Origin of the sequence: Klebsiella sp. BIGb0132 (genome assembly GCF_024810075.1) — a bacterium.
GTDB lineage: Bacteria > Pseudomonadota > Gammaproteobacteria > Enterobacterales > Enterobacteriaceae > Klebsiella > Klebsiella terrigena.
In genome coordinates this window covers 587,036-603,193 of sequence record NZ_JANUDW010000002.1, presented here as the reverse complement: position 1 = coordinate 603,193, position 16,158 = coordinate 587,036, and the positions used below count along the sequence as shown (strand labels likewise).

At 61.6% G+C, this 16,158-nt stretch carries 18 protein-coding genes; 13 read left to right on the top strand and 5 right to left on the bottom strand.

The annotated features are described in order from the left end of the window. Positions 1-148: 148 nt before the first annotated feature. The 3 genes from nifB (at position 149) to M2416_RS09805 (ending at position 2,774) form a co-directional block, all read left to right on the top strand. A complete protein-coding gene (nifB, locus tag M2416_RS09815; RefSeq protein WP_259223588.1) occupies positions 149-1,555 on the top strand; it encodes a nitrogenase cofactor biosynthesis protein NifB in 1,407 nt (468 codons plus the stop codon). Beyond that, complete coding sequence (locus M2416_RS09810) at positions 1,555-2,058, top strand: nitrogen fixation protein NifQ (RefSeq protein ID WP_041145603.1); 504 nt, start codon at positions 1,555-1,557, stop codon at positions 2,056-2,058. Before nifB ends, M2416_RS09810 begins: the two co-directional genes overlap by 1 nt. Before the next feature lie 170 nt (positions 2,059-2,228). Beyond that, positions 2,229-2,774 (top strand): dihydrofolate reductase family protein, encoded by a 546-nt coding sequence (locus M2416_RS09805; protein WP_259223585.1) that lies wholly within the window; start codon positions 2,229-2,231, stop codon positions 2,772-2,774. A gap of 20 nt (positions 2,775-2,794) precedes the next feature. On the opposite strand, the gene M2416_RS09800 is transcribed toward M2416_RS09805, so the two are convergent. After that, a complete protein-coding gene (locus M2416_RS09800) occupies positions 2,795-4,129 on the bottom strand; it encodes an aminotransferase-like domain-containing protein (RefSeq protein ID WP_259223583.1) in 1,335 nt (444 codons plus the stop codon). Between the two features lie 104 nt (positions 4,130-4,233). Between M2416_RS09800 and M2416_RS09795 the strand changes: the two genes are divergently transcribed. Together M2416_RS09795 and M2416_RS09790 are read left to right on the top strand one after the other, a co-directional pair. Next, positions 4,234-5,124: a DMT family transporter gene (locus M2416_RS09795; protein WP_259223582.1), complete on the top strand. Its 891-nt coding sequence runs from the start codon at positions 4,234-4,236 to the stop codon at positions 5,122-5,124. 50 nt (positions 5,125-5,174) lie between these two features. Then, complete coding sequence (locus M2416_RS09790) at positions 5,175-6,068, top strand: dihydrodipicolinate synthase family protein (protein WP_259223577.1); 894 nt, start codon at positions 5,175-5,177, stop codon at positions 6,066-6,068. Between the two features lie 15 nt (positions 6,069-6,083). Here M2416_RS09790 and M2416_RS09785 read toward each other — a convergent pair whose 3' ends face one another. Further along, positions 6,084-7,310 carry an MFS transporter gene (locus M2416_RS09785; protein ID WP_259223575.1) on the bottom strand — a complete coding sequence of 409 codons (1,227 nt, stop codon included), beginning with the start codon at positions 7,308-7,310 and terminating at the stop codon, positions 6,084-6,086. A 69-nt stretch (positions 7,311-7,379) separates the two neighbouring features. Between M2416_RS09785 and M2416_RS09780 the strand changes: the two genes are divergently transcribed. Further along, on the top strand, positions 7,380-7,829 hold the full coding sequence (locus tag M2416_RS09780; RefSeq protein WP_259223574.1) for a helix-turn-helix domain-containing protein: 450 nt from the start codon (positions 7,380-7,382) through the stop codon (positions 7,827-7,829). Between the two features lie 52 nt (positions 7,830-7,881). Here M2416_RS09780 and M2416_RS09775 read toward each other — a convergent pair whose 3' ends face one another. Next, a complete protein-coding gene (locus M2416_RS09775; RefSeq protein ID WP_041145610.1) occupies positions 7,882-9,081 on the bottom strand; it encodes an MFS transporter in 1,200 nt (399 codons plus the stop codon). A gap of 109 nt (positions 9,082-9,190) precedes the next feature. On the opposite strand from M2416_RS09775, the gene M2416_RS09770 reads away from it, so the two are divergent. The 3 genes from M2416_RS09770 (at position 9,191) to M2416_RS09760 (ending at position 11,056) form a co-directional block, all read left to right on the top strand. After that, positions 9,191-10,147 (top strand): AraC family transcriptional regulator, encoded by a 957-nt coding sequence (locus tag M2416_RS09770; protein WP_041145611.1) that lies wholly within the window; start codon positions 9,191-9,193, stop codon positions 10,145-10,147. 121 nt (positions 10,148-10,268) lie between these two features. Further along, positions 10,269-10,703, top strand: a complete 435-nt coding sequence (locus M2416_RS09765) for a hypothetical protein (RefSeq protein WP_259223572.1) — start codon at positions 10,269-10,271, stop codon at positions 10,701-10,703. 2 nt (positions 10,704-10,705) lie between these two features. After that, the gene (locus M2416_RS09760; RefSeq protein ID WP_045858188.1) at positions 10,706-11,056 is read left to right on the top strand and encodes a DUF6404 family protein; all 351 of its coding nucleotides are present in this window, start codon (positions 10,706-10,708) and stop codon (positions 11,054-11,056) included. A 44-nt stretch (positions 11,057-11,100) separates the two neighbouring features. On the opposite strand, the gene M2416_RS09755 is transcribed toward M2416_RS09760, so the two are convergent. Continuing rightward, on the bottom strand, positions 11,101-11,388 hold the full coding sequence (locus M2416_RS09755; protein WP_259223571.1) for a VF530 family protein: 288 nt from the start codon (positions 11,386-11,388) through the stop codon (positions 11,101-11,103). A 289-nt stretch (positions 11,389-11,677) separates the two neighbouring features. Between M2416_RS09755 and M2416_RS09750 the strand changes: the two genes are divergently transcribed. From M2416_RS09750 to M2416_RS09735, 4 genes are read left to right on the top strand one after another with little or no spacing between them, the layout of a single operon-like run. After that, on the top strand, positions 11,678-12,706 hold the full coding sequence (locus M2416_RS09750; RefSeq protein WP_076947519.1) for an isopenicillin N synthase family dioxygenase: 1,029 nt from the start codon (positions 11,678-11,680) through the stop codon (positions 12,704-12,706). 23 nt (positions 12,707-12,729) lie between these two features. Then, a complete protein-coding gene (locus M2416_RS09745) occupies positions 12,730-13,536 on the top strand; it encodes a MetQ/NlpA family ABC transporter substrate-binding protein (protein WP_041145614.1) in 807 nt (268 codons plus the stop codon). Next, complete coding sequence (locus M2416_RS09740; RefSeq protein ID WP_259223568.1) at positions 13,533-14,324, top strand: methionine ABC transporter ATP-binding protein; 792 nt, start codon at positions 13,533-13,535, stop codon at positions 14,322-14,324. The genes M2416_RS09745 and M2416_RS09740 overlap by 4 nt, the downstream gene beginning before the upstream one ends. Continuing rightward, positions 14,321-14,980, top strand: coding sequence for a methionine ABC transporter permease (locus M2416_RS09735; protein WP_166793729.1), 660 nt, complete (start codon positions 14,321-14,323; stop codon positions 14,978-14,980). Before M2416_RS09740 ends, M2416_RS09735 begins: the two co-directional genes overlap by 4 nt. 41 nt (positions 14,981-15,021) lie before the next feature. Here M2416_RS09735 and M2416_RS09730 read toward each other — a convergent pair whose 3' ends face one another. Beyond that, on the bottom strand, positions 15,022-16,107 hold the full coding sequence (locus tag M2416_RS09730) for an NAD(P)H-dependent flavin oxidoreductase (protein ID WP_259223566.1): 1,086 nt from the start codon (positions 16,105-16,107) through the stop codon (positions 15,022-15,024). Between the last annotated feature and the right edge of the window lie 51 nt (positions 16,108-16,158).

Genomic DNA, 16,158 nt, shown 5'->3' with positions numbered 1-16,158 from the left:
GTGTGAGGTTCAGGACATTGTCAGCAATCGGGCGGAATTGCGACAATTTACTGCCTAATATTATCTTTAATTTTCAGTTTGTTAGTGAATTGGCGTTTGGTACAGCATTTGCAGCAGGAAGGTATCGCCCAACCATGAAGGTACGACCATGACTTCCTGCTCCTCTTTCCCTGCCGGTAAAGCCTGTCACTCTGCGGACAGCGGCGCGTTAACGCCTTTCGTTGCCGATAAGGCCGCTGCGCATCCCTGCTATTCGCGCAGCGGGCATCACCGCTTTGCGCGGATGCATCTGCCGGTCGCCCCCGCCTGCAATTTGCAGTGCAACTACTGTAACCGCAAGTTCGACTGCAGCAATGAATCCCGCCCCGGCGTCTCCTCAACGCTGCTGACGCCTGAGCAAGCGGTGCTCAAAGTACGCCAGGTCGCCGAGGCCATCCCGCAGCTTTCCGTGGTCGGGATCGCCGGTCCCGGCGACCCGCTCGCCAATATCACCCGCACCTTCCGCACCCTCGAGCTGATACGCGACCAGCTGCCGGACCTGAAGCTGTGCCTGTCAACCAACGGCCTGATGCTGCCCGACGCGGTGGATCGCCTGCTGGATGTCGGCGTTGATCACGTCACGGTCACCATTAATACCCTGGATGCCGATGTTGCCGCGCAAATTTATGCCTGGCTCTGGCTCGACGGCGAGCGCTACAGCGGGCGCGAAGCCGGAGAGATCCTCATCGCCCGCCAGCTGGAGGGCGTGAGCCGGCTGACCGCCAAAGGGGTGCTGGTGAAGATAAACTCGGTGCTGATCCCGGGGATTAACGACAGCGGCATGGCCGACGTTAGCCGTCGGCTGCAGGCCAGCGGCGCTTTTATTCACAATATTATGCCGCTGATCGCCAGACCGGAGCACGGCACAGTTTTTGGCCTTAACGGCCAGCCGGAGCCGGATGCCGAAATGCTCGCTGCCACCCGCAGCCGCTGCGGCGAAGTGATGCCGCAGATGACCCACTGCCATCAGTGCCGCGCCGACGCTATCGGTATGCTGGGGGAGGATCGCAGCCAGCAGTTTACCGAGCTGCCGGCCGCGGCAAGCCTCCCCGCCTGGCTGCCGATTCTCCATCAGCGCGCCCAGCTTCATGCCAGCATCGCCACCCGCGGCGAGTCCGAGGCCGACGACGCCTGCCTGGTTGCGGTTGCCTCAGGCCGCGGAGACGTGATTGACAGCCATTTTGGTCACGCCGACCGTTTCTACATCTACAGCCTGTCGGCCGCCGGCATGGTGCTGGTCAATGAGCGGTTTACGCCGAAATACTGCCACGGCAGCGGCGGCTGCGAGCCGCAGGATAACGACGCCAGGTTTGCGGCGATCCTTGCGCTGCTGGCGGACGTTAAAGCCGTATTCTGCGTGCGCATCGGCCATGCGCCGTGGCAAAAGCTGGAGCAGGCGGGCATTGAGCCCTGCGTCGAGGGGGCATGGCGGCCGGTTTCCGAGGTGCTCCCCGACTGGTGGCAGCAGCGTCGGGGCAGCTGGCCCGCCGCGCGGGCGCAGCAGGGGGTCGCCTGATGCCACCGCGCGACTGGCTAAATCGCCTGTGGCTGCTCTATCACGCGGGGAGAGGCAGCTTTCCCCTGCGGATGGGGCTCAGCCAGAGCGACTGGCTGGCATTAGGTCAGCGCCTGGCTCAGGTCGAAACGCCGCTGGACGGCGAGGCGCTCACCCGCCGCCGCCTGATGGCGGAGCTGAACGCCACCCGCGAAGAGGAGCGCAGGCAGCTCGCTACGTGGCTGGCGGGGTGGATGCAGCAGGATGCCGGCCCGATGGCGCAGATCGTCGCCGAAGTTTCTCTGGCCTATAATCATCTCTGGCAGGATCTTGGCCTGGCGTCACGGGCCGAGCTGCGCCTGCTGATGAGCGACTGTTTTCCGCAGCTGGTGGTGATGAACGAACACAATATGCGCTGGAAAAAGTTCTTCTACCGCCAGCGCTGCCTGCTTCAGCAGGGAGAGGTCGTTTGCCGCTCGCCGAGCTGCGACGAGTGCTATGAGCGCAGCGCCTGTTTTGAGTAAGTGGCCGGACGGGCCGTCGCAAATTAGCCCCTTGAGTACCGATTTTAGCGTCTTGTCCTCGGCGGAATTTTTCCGTACTTTTAGGCCTGCGTTTTTCTCTGCGTTTATGCCTGCGTCATCAGGGCCGCTAAACTCAACTTACTATCTGCAGCCTGAATACGGAGCGCCCGATGGTCACCACACACGTTTTTATTGCGGCCAGCCTTGATGGCTACATCGCCCGGCAGGATGGCGATATCGGCTGGCTGCTGCAGCGCGACGATCCGACGGAAGATCACGGCTACATGGCGTTCATCGCGGACAAAGACTGGATCGTGATGGGCCGGGGAACCTATGAGAAGGTGCTGGCCTTCGACGAATGGCCCTATGACCGGCCCGTGCTGGTGCTCTCCCGCCAGCTGGCCGATACCCCCGTGCCCGAGGCGCTGAAGGGTAAAGTGCAGTTCTCCCGCCGCGCGCCGAAGGAGGTGCTGGCCGACCTGGCGGCGCAGAATGCGCATCGTGTCTATATCGACGGCGGGCAGCTGATCCAGTCGTTCCTGCGCGAAGGGCTGGTCGCCGATATTATTATCACGACCGTTCCCGTCCTGCTCGGTTCGGGCAAGCCGCTGTTCGGATCTCTGCCCCAGGATATCGATTTGACGCTGCTATCAAGCCGCAGCTTCCCTTCGGGCCTGGTGCAGTCGCACTATCGGCTGACGCCACAAGCCGCATAGACTCGCGGGCCGCCCTGCTGCTAGCGATAGCGTTCTGCTTCCACCGCCTCGCGAACCTTAACCAGCGCGGGCCGCAAACTCTCCGTCGAGACCGATCCCAGCGCCAGCCGGATGGCCTGGGGGACGGTTTGCGCGGTGCAGAAAGGCGCCGCCGTCGAAACGGAAATATTGTCGTCCATCAGCGCCTTGACCACCCGATCCGCCCTCGCCTCATCCGGCAGCGGCAGCCAGGCAAAATAGGAGTCCGGATGGCTCACGCAGGGAAGATCGCCCAGCGCCTCTCTTAACACCGCCTGCCGCCGGCGCGCATCGGCTCTTTTTAGCGTTTCAACGCGGCTGACGGTGCCGTCCTGGATCCAGCCGCAGACCAGCGCCGTCAGTACGGAGGGGGTATTCCAGGTCGTGGCGCGAATCGCTCTCTCCAGCGCGGAACGATAGCTTTCAGGGCAGATAACCACCCCGACCCGCAGGCCGGTCGCCACGTTTTTTGAAAATCCGCTGATATAGACGGTGCGCTCTGGCGCATAGCACGCCAGCGGCGGCGGCGGCCGTCGCACCAGGTAGGCGTAGGCGCTATCTTCGACAATCAGCAGACTGTGGGCGCGGGCAATCTCGGCCAGCGCCTTGCGCTGACGGTGGCTAAGTACCCAGCCCAGCGGATTGTGCAGCGTCGGCATGACGTAGACCGCCCGGACGCGTCTTTTTTGACAGATCTGCCTGAGGGCCGCTAAATCCGGGCCATCAGCGAGGGACGGAATGGCGATAAGCTCAAGATGGTAGAGCTCGGCCAGCGCTTTAAACCCCGAATAGGTCAGCGCATCCACGGCAACGACATCGCCGGGCCTCAGTAGCCCCATCACCGTGACGGTCAGCCCGTGCTGGGCGCCGTTGACGATCAGCAGGTTGTCCGCCGTCGGCCGAAATCCGTGCCGGCAAAAGTGCCCGGCCATCATCTCGCGCTCACCGAGCCTGCCGGCGTGGGGCTGATAGCGCAGATGCGACTCGATGTCACCGGCCGCCGAAAGCTGCCGCAGCGCGTCGCGCAGTATCTCTCCCTGCCCCGGCAGCGCCGGATAGTTAAAATTCAGGTCGAGCACGTCCGTCGCCACCGTCTGCTGATCGACGCCATGGCCCGCAGGCAGCGACCGCTCTCTGACAAAGGTGCCGCGCCCGGTTTCGCCGCTCACCAGCCCCATCGCCTCCAGCTCGCTGTAGACCCGGGTAGCGGTCGCCAAAGAGATATGCTCCCGTGCGGAGAGCTGCCGGTGCGTCGGCAGGCGGGTTCCCGGCGCTATCTCGCCGTTTCGCATCGCCTCCGCGAATTGATCAACAATGCCTTTGTAGCGGGCTTTCATCAAATGTATCCATGACAATAATTTGATTGTATTAGATTGGTGAGGCTACCATCCGCTGACCCCAGGCTCAAGCCCGGAAACGTGAACAAACAGATGAGGTTACAGTGGTGAATTCAGCGGTACATAAAGCCGACCCCGGCGCCGTTTCCGGCTGGCTCAACGGCCTGCTCGGCGTGATTATTTTCAGCGGCTCTTTGCCCGCCACACGCGTGGCGGTGCTGGAGATGGCCCCTTTTTTTCTGACCTTTCTGCGCGCATCTATTGCCGGAATAGTGGCCTGCGCGCTGATTTTGTGCTTTCGCCAGCGGCGCCCCCACGCCTCGCACCTCGTCGCGCTGACCATCGTATCTCTGGGAGTGGTGGTGGGTTTTCCGCTGCTGACCGCCCTCGCGCTGCAGCACGTCACCGCCGCACACTCCATCGTGTTTCTCGGACTTCTGCCGCTGACCACGGCCATTTTCGGCGTTCTGCGCGGCGGTGAACGCCCCAAAACGGCCTTCTGGATCTTTTCGGTCATCGGCAGCCTGCTGGTTGTGGGCTTCGCGCTCGCGCAAAGCGCCTCGGCGTCGCTAACCGGCGATCTGTTGATGCTGGCCGCCGTCGTTGTCTGCGGCCTGGGCTACGCCGAGGGCGCAAAGCTGACCCGCGCTATCGGCGGCTGGCAGACGATCGGCTGTGCGCTGATTATCTCGCTGCCTTTCATGCTGATCGCCACCGTGATAACCCTGCCGGCGACCTTCAGCGGCATTAGCGCCCCGGCCTGGGCGGCGTTAGGATACGTATCGCTTTTCAGTATGCTGATCGGCTTTATTTTTTGGTACAAAGGGCTGGCAATCGGCGGGATTGCCGCCGTCGGCCAGCTCCAGCTGCTGCAGCCGTTCTTTGGCCTGGCGCTGTCGGCGGTCCTGCTGCATGAAACGGTCAGTCCGGTAATGGTTTTCGTCACTTTAGGCGTTATTCTGTGCGTGAGCGGATCGCGAAAGTTTGCCCGCTAAAACGCAACGGTCGCCTGGGTTACTCCCATTTTTTTAAAAAGGAATCAATGATGTTTACTGGCCTGAGCGCATTCCCTCTCACCCCGTTGGCGGGGGCGGAGATCGATGAGAAGTCGTTTGTGTCACTGATTGAAAACCTTGTCGATGCCGGCGTGGATTCCATAGGCGCGCTGGGTTCCACCGGGAGCTACGCCTATTTGACCCGGGAGCAGCGGCTCAGGGTTACCCGCCTCGCCGTCGACGCCGCGTCCGGTACTCCGGTGATGACCAGCATCAGCAACATCAGCGCAGATGAGGTCATGAGGCTGGCGGAGGATGCGCAAAACGCCGGCGTTAGCGGCGTGCTGCTGGCGCCGCTGTCGTATCAGAAACTGAGCGCCGATGAAGCGTTTCGCCTGTATGAGCGCGTCACCGCCGGGCTATCGGTCCCGCTGTGCGTCTACGATAATCCGGCAACCACCGGGTTTCACTTTTCCGACGATCTGCTGGTCGCCCTGGCGAACCTCAATCACGTCGCTTCGATAAAACTCGGCGACCTTCCGGCAGAGTGGCGCGCCGCCTCGCAGCGCATCGCGGTCCTGAAGCAGCGGATCGCCGGGCCGGTCACGCTCGGCATCAGCGGCGACGCCCGCGCCGCGGCGGGCCTGATTGCCGGCTGCGGCGTCTGGTACTCCGTCCTCGGCGGACTCTTTCCCCGCTACGCGCTGCGCCTGACCCGGGCGGCCCAGCGCGGAGATGACGGCGAGGCGCATCGGCTTAGCGCAGACCTTGCGCCGCTGTGGGCGTTCTATCACCGCCACGGAAGCCTGCGCGCGATCGCCACCGTCGCCGAGATCCTTGGCATCGCGCCGGCGCCGTGCCTGCCGTTCCCTCTGCAGACGCTGAGCGGCCAGGAACGACGCGCCCTGGAGCAGATCCTCGGCCAGCTGCCGGGGCTGGATTGACCGGCAGCGGCAGGGCTATTTTTTCAGGCGCCCGGCGAGCACGATGCCGATAGCGGCGGTCATCATGATGCCGGCAAGCAGGAAGGTGAAGCGCATGGCGCCGCCAATGGCCGACGCCGGAGCGTGAACGAGGTCCTGCGTGCCGGCGGCAAACGAAAAAACGCTTCCCATGACCGCCGCGCCGGCGATCAGCCCCATATTCCGCGCAAGGCTGAGCAGTCCTGAGACCGTGCCCTGCTGGCCCGGCATCGCCTCGAGCAGCGCGGCGGTATTGTTGGCGGCCTGAAAAAGCTGGTAGCCGGGGGTCAGAACCATGACCGACAGCACGTAGCCGATAATGCCCGCCCGGTTCGGCAGCTCTGCCAGCATAAAGGCCCCTGCCGTCAGCAGGATCAGCCCCACGTAGAGCGTGCGGCGGGTTCCCCAGCCGTCAACCAGGCGGCCGGCAGGCACGCCGCAAAAGATAGAGACCACCGGACCGATAGCCATCACAAAGCCCACTTCCGCGGTGCTCAGATTAAGCGCGCTGCCGAGATAGAACGGCCCCACCACCAGGGTGGCCATCATCACCGCGGCTACCAAAAGATTGGCCAGCAGCCAGGGCGCCAGAGGGCCGATCGGCGCCGGACGCTGGCTTATTCGTGACTCGGCGCGCGCGCGGCGATCGGCAGGCAGGACGATAAACACCAGCAGCAGCGCCAGGCAGGCGATCGGCAGCTGAACCCAGAAAATGCTGCGCCATTCCGCCCAGGCTATCAGCAGCCCGCCGAAGGAGGGACCGAGCGCCGTGCCCAGCGCCGAGGTGGTTCCCAGCAGCCCCATCGCCCGGCCGATGCGATCCTTCCCGGCGGCCTGTCTCATAAGAGCCATGCTCAGCGTCATCAGGAAAGCGGCTCCCGCCCCCTGCAGCGCCCGCGCCATGGTTAAAAACCACAGGCTGGCAGCCAGGCTACAGAGCAGTGAGGCCAGGATAAAGAGGCCGAGGCCGACCATCAGCATGCTCTTCAGTCCCCATCTATCGCCGAGGCGACCGGCAACCAGCACCGAGATCGTCAGCGCCGCCAGATAGACGGTGACCACCGCCTGCACCTGCGGGAAAGGGGCGGAAAAGGCCGCGGCCAGCGTGGGTAGCGCAATGTTAGCGATGCTGGTGCCGAGCGAGGCCAGCAGCATACAGAGCGCGAGCGCCGTCGTTATTGCCGCCTGTTTGTGTGTCGGGTTCGGTAATTCCACCTGTGTCATCGCATTGCCCTCTTGCCGGAAATTCGGTTCAGGAGCATGCTACGACTTCAAGTCGAATTGAGGTCAAGCATGAAATTTCTGGATATCGGTGAAGTTTCGGCCCAGAGCGGGATCAGGCCCTCGGCGCTGCGCTACTACGAAGAGATCGGCCTGATCGCGTCAATTTCACGCCACGGGCTGCGCAGACAGTTTCCGCACGACGTGCTGTTGCATCTGAAGCTCATCACCATGGGCAAAGCGGCGGGCTTTTCGCTCGATGAGATCGCGAGCATGTTCGGCAAGCAGGGTTCTCCCGACCTTCCGCGAGCCGGGCTGCACCAGCAGGCCGACCGCATCGACCGCCAGATCCAGCAGCTCACCGCCCTGCGCGACACGCTTCGCCACGTCGCCGACTGCCCGGCGCCTTCGCATATGGAGTGCCCGACCTTCAGGCGTCTTGTTGAGCTGGCGGGGAAAAGCGGCGCCAGGGCGGCAAAGAAAAAAGCGCCGAGCGGCCGATCGCTGAAGCGGCCCGGCTAACGGCTAAACGAAAAACGAAAAACGAAAAAAGCGCCCGCAGGCGCTTTTATTTTTACTCTCCGCTCGGGACCGGTTTTACCCGGACGCCGACCAGGACAATGACCATCGCGCTGAGCAGCAGCAGACCGCTGCCGGTAAAGACGCCGCTGGCGCCGGTGATGTCGAACACCGCCCCGCCGCCGGCCGCCCCGGCGCTGATGGCCAGCTGGATGGAGGCAACCAGCAGCCCCCCGGCGCTTTCGGCCTCATCCGGCACCGTGGTGGCAAGCCAGGTTGACCAGCCCACCGGCACCAGGCCAAAGGCGAAGCCCCACATGGCCACCATCAGACCGTCAAGCAGCGCCAGATGGCCGAAGGTCACCATCATCAGCGCCAGAATGCTCATCACCAGCGGCACCAGCGCCAGCGTCATGCGCAGGCTGCGGGCCAGTAAATGTCCGGCAATAGAGGTCCCGACAAAGTTCGCCAGCCCAAAGCCCAGCAGGATCAGGGAAACCCCCTCCACGCTCGCCTGGGCGACGGTTTCCAGAAACGGCCGCAGGTAGGTAAAGAAGGCGAAATGGCCGCTGAAAATCAAAATGGTTGCCAGCATGCCGCCCAGCATCCCCGGCCGGCGCAGAACCTTAAACAGCGTCGCAAAGCTGCCTGCGCTTTCCGGACGCATGGAGGGCAGAACCCACAGCTGCCAGAACAGAGCCACCAGGCTCGGCAGCGCGCAGATGATAAACACGTTGCGCCAGCCGATCATCCCGCCTAAATAGCTGCCCAGCGGCGCGGCCACGACGGTCGCTACCGATACGGCGGAGAAGATAATGGCCAGCGCTTTGGGTACAAACGCGGCGGGCACGAGGCGCATCGCGGTCGCGGTGGACATTGACCAGAACCCGCCGATGGCAATCCCCAGCAGCAGGCGGCCGAGGAGTAAAAACTCCAGCGAAGGCGCAAAGGCGACCATCATGCTGGAGATGATTTGCAGCACCGAAAAAAACATCAGCACCCAGCGGCGATCGATATTTTTGGTCGCCGGGGTAATGAGCAGCCCGGTAACCAGCGCCACCAGTGCCGTCGCGGTCACCGCCTGCCCCGCCATCCCTTCACTTACGCCCAGGCTTGTCGCCATCGGCGTTAACAGACTGGCGGGAAGAAACTCTGCAACAATCAGGCCGAAAACGCCCAGCGCCAGCGCATAAACGGCCCGCCATGCGGGTTTGGCGTTTAGCTGGCTCTCATCGGCTACAATGCAGGAACTCATATACATCTCTCCAGAACAGTTAACAATCCGACACAGCTTAGAAACTTCTCATCGGACGATCTATGATGCATACTCTGCCATTATTGATTATTCGTCCGGGAATAGCGTTATGACCCATCAGGCCATCGATCTCACCAGCGAACTGCTGCGCGGCATGCGTCTTTCAGGCGTCAACTACCGGCGCATTGAGTCCGGCCGCCCGTTCGGGGTAGCCTTCAGCTATGTGCCAGGCAAGGCGCAGTTTCACTTCATCAGCCGCGGCCCGGTTGTGCTGCGCATGGCCAGCGGCCAGCAGCTGGCTCTCGAGAGCGGCGATGCGCTGTTTATCCCCAACGGCGACGGCCACGCGCTGATGTCCGACGTCGGGGCGCAGATCGTCAACGTACAGCAGCTGCCTACCGAGCCGGTGTGCAGTACGGTGTGCTGCATCAAAAACGAGGGCCCGCAGCCGGCGCAGGACAACGCCATTATTTTCAGCGGCTGTATGGATTTTGAGCTCGGCGGGATGCAGCCGCTGGTCAAGGCGATGCCGGAGGTGATGATGGTCAGCAGCCTGCTGAATACCCGCCCGGAGATCCAGCCTCTGCTGGCGGCGATGGAGCGAGAAACCCTCACCCGCCAGGCGGGCTATGCGGGGATCCTCGCGCGGCTGGCGGACGTGGTGGCGGCGCTGATCGTTCGCGGCTGGGTTGAGTGCGGCTGCGGCAACGCCACCGGCTGGGTGCAGGTGCTGCGCGACCCGAAGCTGGCGAGAGCTATCTACGTGATGCATCAGCAGCCCGGGGTGAACTGGAAGGTTGAGGATTTAGCCCGCGAGGCCGGAACTTCGCGTTCGGTATTTGCCGAGCGCTTTCTGGCGGCGACCGGCACGACGCCCGCGCGCTATCTGACCGAATTACGCATGCGGCTGGCGGTTCAGTACATCTCCCATGAGGGCCAGGCCCTGGAGAAGGTGGCCTTTAAGCTGGGCTACAGCTCCCATGCCGCATTTAGCCGCGCGTTTAAGCGTATTACCGGCAAGGCGCCGGGCGCCCTGCGCGCTATTTCACCTGGCGAAGAGATATAGGCAGAATATCCGCCCGCCTTTTTTGGCAGCGCGGCTGAATTATATTTGCTCAATTCGCCGCTAAATATCACTATGGCGTATGCGCTATTGCATCCCGGCTAAGCAGGATAATTAACAGGAAGTGAGCAGAAAAAACAGCCGCCGCCGATCGCGGAAAACGGGAAGCCGCAGGCCGCGGCAGAGTAAGGTCCACATCGCGCATCCGGCGCTGCTTTTTATTAAGCGTCCGGAGTTTATCGGCAAGCTGGCGTGTGGCGCGCTGTTCTTCGGGTTTTTTATTTACGGCTTATACGATAACGTCAGCTGGCCGTTTATTGCGCTCGGCTGGGTCTCTATTTTGCTGTATCCCTTTGCCAAAAAAGGGGCTGACGATACGCTGCTCCACCTGACCTCAGCGCGCGTGTTTGAGGTTATTGATGGCTACCGAATTGGCGCGCTATATCTTTTTATCGTCATGCCGCTGACGCTGCCTTTAGCCGCCGGCTATTTTATTTATCACACCGTGAAGTGGCGGCAGATGCGCAGGCAGGCAGACGTCGTCTATCAGCAGGAATAACAATGAACTTTGATGAGAAAAAAAGCCGCGCCTTCGCGCTCATGGCTGAGCGAAATATGAGGCGAAGTGAGTACGTTCCCCCGCTATACCGCCTGTTATGGAAAGCCGGCTGGAAGGTCCCGCCGCCGGTATTCAACCCGTTCTGGAGCAACTTCCTGCTTTCCGCTGCGGGCTTTAGCCTGCTCATCATCCCGATTATGCTGCTCCTGAACTGGCGCAGCGTACCCGATGAGTGGCCGCAAATTCTGCGTAACTGCCTGCAGATGGGGCTGATTTATGGCCTGCTGGATGCCGGCCACCATTTTATACGCCGCAAAGCGAATAGGCTGCCGGGCTGGAATAAGCTGGTCTGAGATCGCGCCGTTCCCCCTCAGTGCAGGGCGGGAACGGCGGCAGGCTACTGCTGTTCTTTCTTACTTTGCCAGTTTGCCCACGGGCCGTCGGTCGGCATATCCTCCCGCTCATCGGCACTATCTTCCAGGCTATCAATATAGAGTTCTTCCACTTCCTTGCGCGCCCAGGGCGTCCGGCGTAAAAACTTCAGGCTGGATTTGACGCTGGGATCGCTCTTAAAGCAGTTAATATTGATACGCTTTGCCAGCTCCGCCCAGCCATATTTCGCCACCAGTGCGTTGAGTAACGCCTCAAGCGTGACGCCGTGGAGGGGATCTTTTGAAGGCTGCATAATGTCCTGTCCTGAAATACCTGAGAAATTGCGCACACCATACTGACTCCTTTCGCCCCGCGCAACTCGCGAGGCGGACTTAGCGCGCTATCGCCCTTATCTACTATTCGCAAAAGCACTGAACCCCCGACGGACATAAATTAGAAAAGAAGGTTATTGGTTGATTATTTTCGCTTAGGGCAAGCTGTGTTTGACCGCCTGACTGAGGAAATGATTATGCGCTGTTGTTGTCCCCGAACCCTGAATCTGAACACCCGAAAATATACGCATACCGCCTTCGGAGAACACAATGAACGCAACCACCCTGCCGATTCTCGATCTTGCCCGCTACGCAGATCCCGCTGAGAAATCCGCTTTTCTCACCGACCTGCGCCATGCCGCGCGCGATATCGGCTTCTTTTACCTGATCAATCACGGAGTGGATGACCAACTGCAGCACAGCGTGCAGCAGCTCTCCCGCCGCTTCTTTTCGCTGGCCGATGCGCAAAAGCAGCCGGTCGCCATGATCCACTCCCCGCACTTTCGCGGCTATAACCGCGCCGCGTCGGAATTGACCCGCGGGCAGCCGGACTGGCGCGAACAGTTCGATATTGGCGCCGAGCGCCCTGCTCTGATCCTCGGCGACGATGCGCCGCGCTGGCAGCGCCTGCAGGGACCTAACCTGTGGCCGGACGCGCTGCCTGAGCTGAAACCAACGCTACTGCGCTGGCAAAGCGCGATGACGCAGGTGGGTATTACCGTGCTGCGCGCCTTTGCCGAAGCCTTGAATTTACCCAATGACGCCTTTGATACCCTCTACGGCCAGCAGCCTAACGAGCATATCAAACTGATCCGCTACCCCGGCCAGCAGGAGACGCAAAGCACCCAGGGCGTTGGCGCGCATAAGGACTCCGGGTTCCTCAGCTTTTTACTCCAGGATGAACAAAAAGGGCTGCAGGTTGAAGTCGCGCCCGGCCGCTGGATCGATGCAACCCCGCTGGCCGGCAGCTTTGTGGTCAATATTGGCGAACTTCTTGAGCTAGCGACCAATGGCTATCTGCGTGCGACGGTGCATCGCGTCGTTTCGCCGCCGGCGGACCAGCAGCGCCTCTCTATCGCCTTCTTCCTCGGCGCGCAGCTGGACGCCGTGGTTCCGGTCTACACCCTGCCGCCTGAACTGGCGCAGGAGGCGCTCGGGCCGGATAGCGATCCGCAGAATCCGCTGCTGCGGGAGGTGGGCTGGAACTATCTGAAGGGGCGCCTGCGCTCGCATCCGGACGTTGCCGAACGCTACTACCAGGATGTGTTTCGCGAACGCGCCGAACAACTGATCGTTTAAACATAACAATAAAGGAAAACACCATGAAAAATGCCGCTTTCAAACTGGCAGGGGTAGCACTGTCTCTTTCTCTGGCATGGACCTCGGCGCAGGCCGCCGCGCTGCGCGTCGCCGCTGACCCGGTACCACATGCCGAGATATTGAATTACATCAAGAAAATCGATCCGAGCCTCGATCTGAAGATCGTTGAGCTCACCAGCGGCGTGAACGCCAACGAGCTGCTGGCTAACGGCGACGTGGATGCCAACTATTTCCAGCACGTTCCCTATCTGAAAGATCAGGAAAAAGCGCTGGGTAAAACCTTTACCGTGGCGGCGACGGTGCATATTGAACCGCTGGGTATTTACTCGCGCAAACACAAAGATTTCAAATCCCTGCCGGAAAATGCCACCGTTGCGGTGCCGAATAACACCACCAACCTGAGCCGGGCGCTGTTCCTGCTGCAAAGTCAGGGGCTGATTAAGCTGGCGGCGAAATTTACCGACCCGGCCACCACCCTGGCAACGCCGAAGGATATTGTGGAGAACCCTAAGCATCTCAAAATTCTTGAAATTGAATCCCCGCAAATCCCCCGCTCGCTCGACGACGTCGACCTGGCGGTGATTAACGGCAACTATGCGCTGGAAGCGGGCCTGACGCCGGCAAAAGATGCGCTGGGTCTGGAAAGCGCGGCGCATAACCCCTACGCCAATATCCTCGTCACCAATCCGTCCCTGGCCAACGATCCGCGGATCAAGCAGCTGGCGAAGGATCTGACGTCGCCGCAGGTGGCGGAATTTATCCGCAAACAGTACAACGGCTCGGTGATACCGGTCGCGCCGCAGTCATGATTGAGGTGCTGGGGCTGAGTAAAACTTATGCCGGAACGGGCCGACCGGCGCTTAACGATGTCTCGCTGCATGTCCCTAAGGGCGCCGTTTACGGCATCCTCGGGCGCAGCGGCGCGGGCAAAAGTACGCTGATACGCTGTCTGAATCTGCTGGAGCGGCCCACTGCGGGCCGCATTATTGTGAACGGGCATGATATTACGCAGATGGATAAATCGGCCCTGCGCGCCTATCGCCTGCGCACCGGCATGATCTTCCAGCATTTTAATCTGCTCCATGCGCGCAGCGTCGCCGACAACGTTGCGGTGCCGCTGGAAATAGCCGGGATGGCAAAGGCCGCCCGGCGGGCCCGGGTAGAGGAACTGCTCGATTTGGTGGGGCTCAGCGATAAGGCCGAGGCCTTTCCCTCCCAGCTTTCGGGTGGGCAGAAGCAGCGCGTGGGGATCGCCCGCGCGCTGGCCGCGAGGCCCGACGTGCTGCTGTGCGATGAAGCGACCAGCGCGCTGGACCCCGAAACCACCGCTTCGGTGCTGGCGCTGCTGGCGGATATCAATCAGCGTCTTCATCTGACCATCGTGCTGATCACCCACGAGCTGGAAGTGGTTAAAACCCTGTGCGATCACGCCGCGCTGCTGGAAAAAGGAGAGATTGTTGAAAGCGGAAAAATTGCCGATCTGCTGGTGGCACCGTGGTCAAAACTGCGCCAGTCGCTGCTCCACGACCCGCAAACGGAGCGCGACTTTCTCGCTCGTCACGGCTTTCACGAGAGGCCTTTATGCGGAGTAGCATGAGCTGGGAAGATCTCTGGCCGCTGCTGGTTGACGGCACTCTGGACACCCTTTATATGGTCGGCCTGGCGACATTTTTTACCGTTCTGCTCGGGCTACCGACCGGGATTATCCTGTTTATTTCGCGCAAAAACGGCCTGCTGCCGATGCCAAAACTCAACGCGCTGCTGGGGGCGGCGATCAATTTCGGCCGTTCGCTGCCGTTTATTGTGCTGCTGATTGCGCTGATCCCGTTTACCCGCCTGATTATCGGCACCACCCTCGGCAGCACCGCCGCGGTGGTGCCGGTAACCATCGGCGCCTTTCCCTTCTTCGCCCGGCTGACGGAAAACGCGCTGGATGAGGTGGACTACGGGCGGATTGAGGCGATTCTGTCGATGGGCGGCAACATCTGGCACGTGATATTTAAATCTCTGCTGCCGGAAGCGCTGCCGACCCTGCTGGCCGGCGTGACGCTGACTATCGTTATGCTGATTGGCTTTTCGTCGATGGCCGGGGTGATCGGCGGTGGCGGATTGGGCGACCTGGCGATCCGCTACGGCTACCAGCGCTTTAATAACGAGGTGATGGTGGGCACGGTACTGATTCTGGTGGCGATGGTCCAGGGCGTGCAGATGACCGGTGACCGCCTGGTTCGCCGCCTGGCGCACCGTCGTTAGGTTCATCAAGGGCGATCTCCTGACGGCGCCGCCCTTTATCTTTATCTCTCCTGCTCTTTTTCTCGCCTCTGGCACAAGCCGCACTCGTGAATTAAGGTCTCCATCAGCTCCGTCGCCGACAGCTCGCGGATCAGGCCCACGCCCTGTCCCGCCCAGTGGGCGCCGTAGCGCTCGTCCCCTCCCGCTTTAGCCGCCGTCGCCAGCGCCTTACCGGCAGCATAGGCCAGCGGATAGGCCGGGATCTCTGAGGCCGCAACCTGGTGCGCCAGCGCGCGCCAGCCGTTGTGTATACAGCGCGCCGGGCGGCCGGAAATGGCCGCGGTGAGTGCGGTTTGCGGGTCGGGACCGGCTTTAATCGCCTGACGATAGCCGCTGTCAGCCGCCGATTCCGGGCACAGCAGAAATGCGGTCCCCAGCTGCGCGCCCTCGGCGCCGAGGCTCATGGCGTAGCAAATTCCCGCGCCGTCCATAATGCCGCCGGCGGCAATAATCGGCAGGCCCACCGCTCGCTTCAGACTCTGGACCAGCGTAAAGGTGCTCAGCTGCTGGTCGTCACCGCGTTCGTCAAAGATCCCGCGATGGCCGCCCGCCTCGTAGCCCTGCGCAATCACGATATCCACTCCCTGCGCCTCGATCTGCCGGGCTTCCTCAACGCTGGTGGCGGTGGCCATGGTGACGATGCCTCTCTCCTGCAGGCGGAGAATAACCTCCCGGGACGGAATGCCGAAGTGAAAACTGACCACAGGCGGCGCCAGTTCGAGCAGCAGCTCAAGCATAGCCTCGTGCCCGAGGAAAGTTTGATAAATCTCCGTCAACGCCGCCGGCGGCTGGCTCCCCGCGTGGGCAAAAGCCGGACGCAGCCGCTCAAGCCACCTGGCTTCAACCTGCTCGTCTCTGGGTGCCGGAAGGTGGCAAAAAAGGTTCACGTTAAACGCTCTGTCGGTGAGCCGCCGCGTTTTGTCGATCAGCGCCCGCGCCTGAGAAACCGAAGAGGCGCCCAATCCCAGCGAGCCCAGGCCGCCGGCGTTGCTGACCGCCGCCGCCAGCTCGGGCGTGGACACGCCGGCCATCGGGGCCTGTATAATGGGATAAACGATATCAAGCTGCTGCAACAGGCGGTTGCTCATGATTGATCCTGCGTAGATTTGTGATATTCAGTGCTTAACATCTCTTTTCGA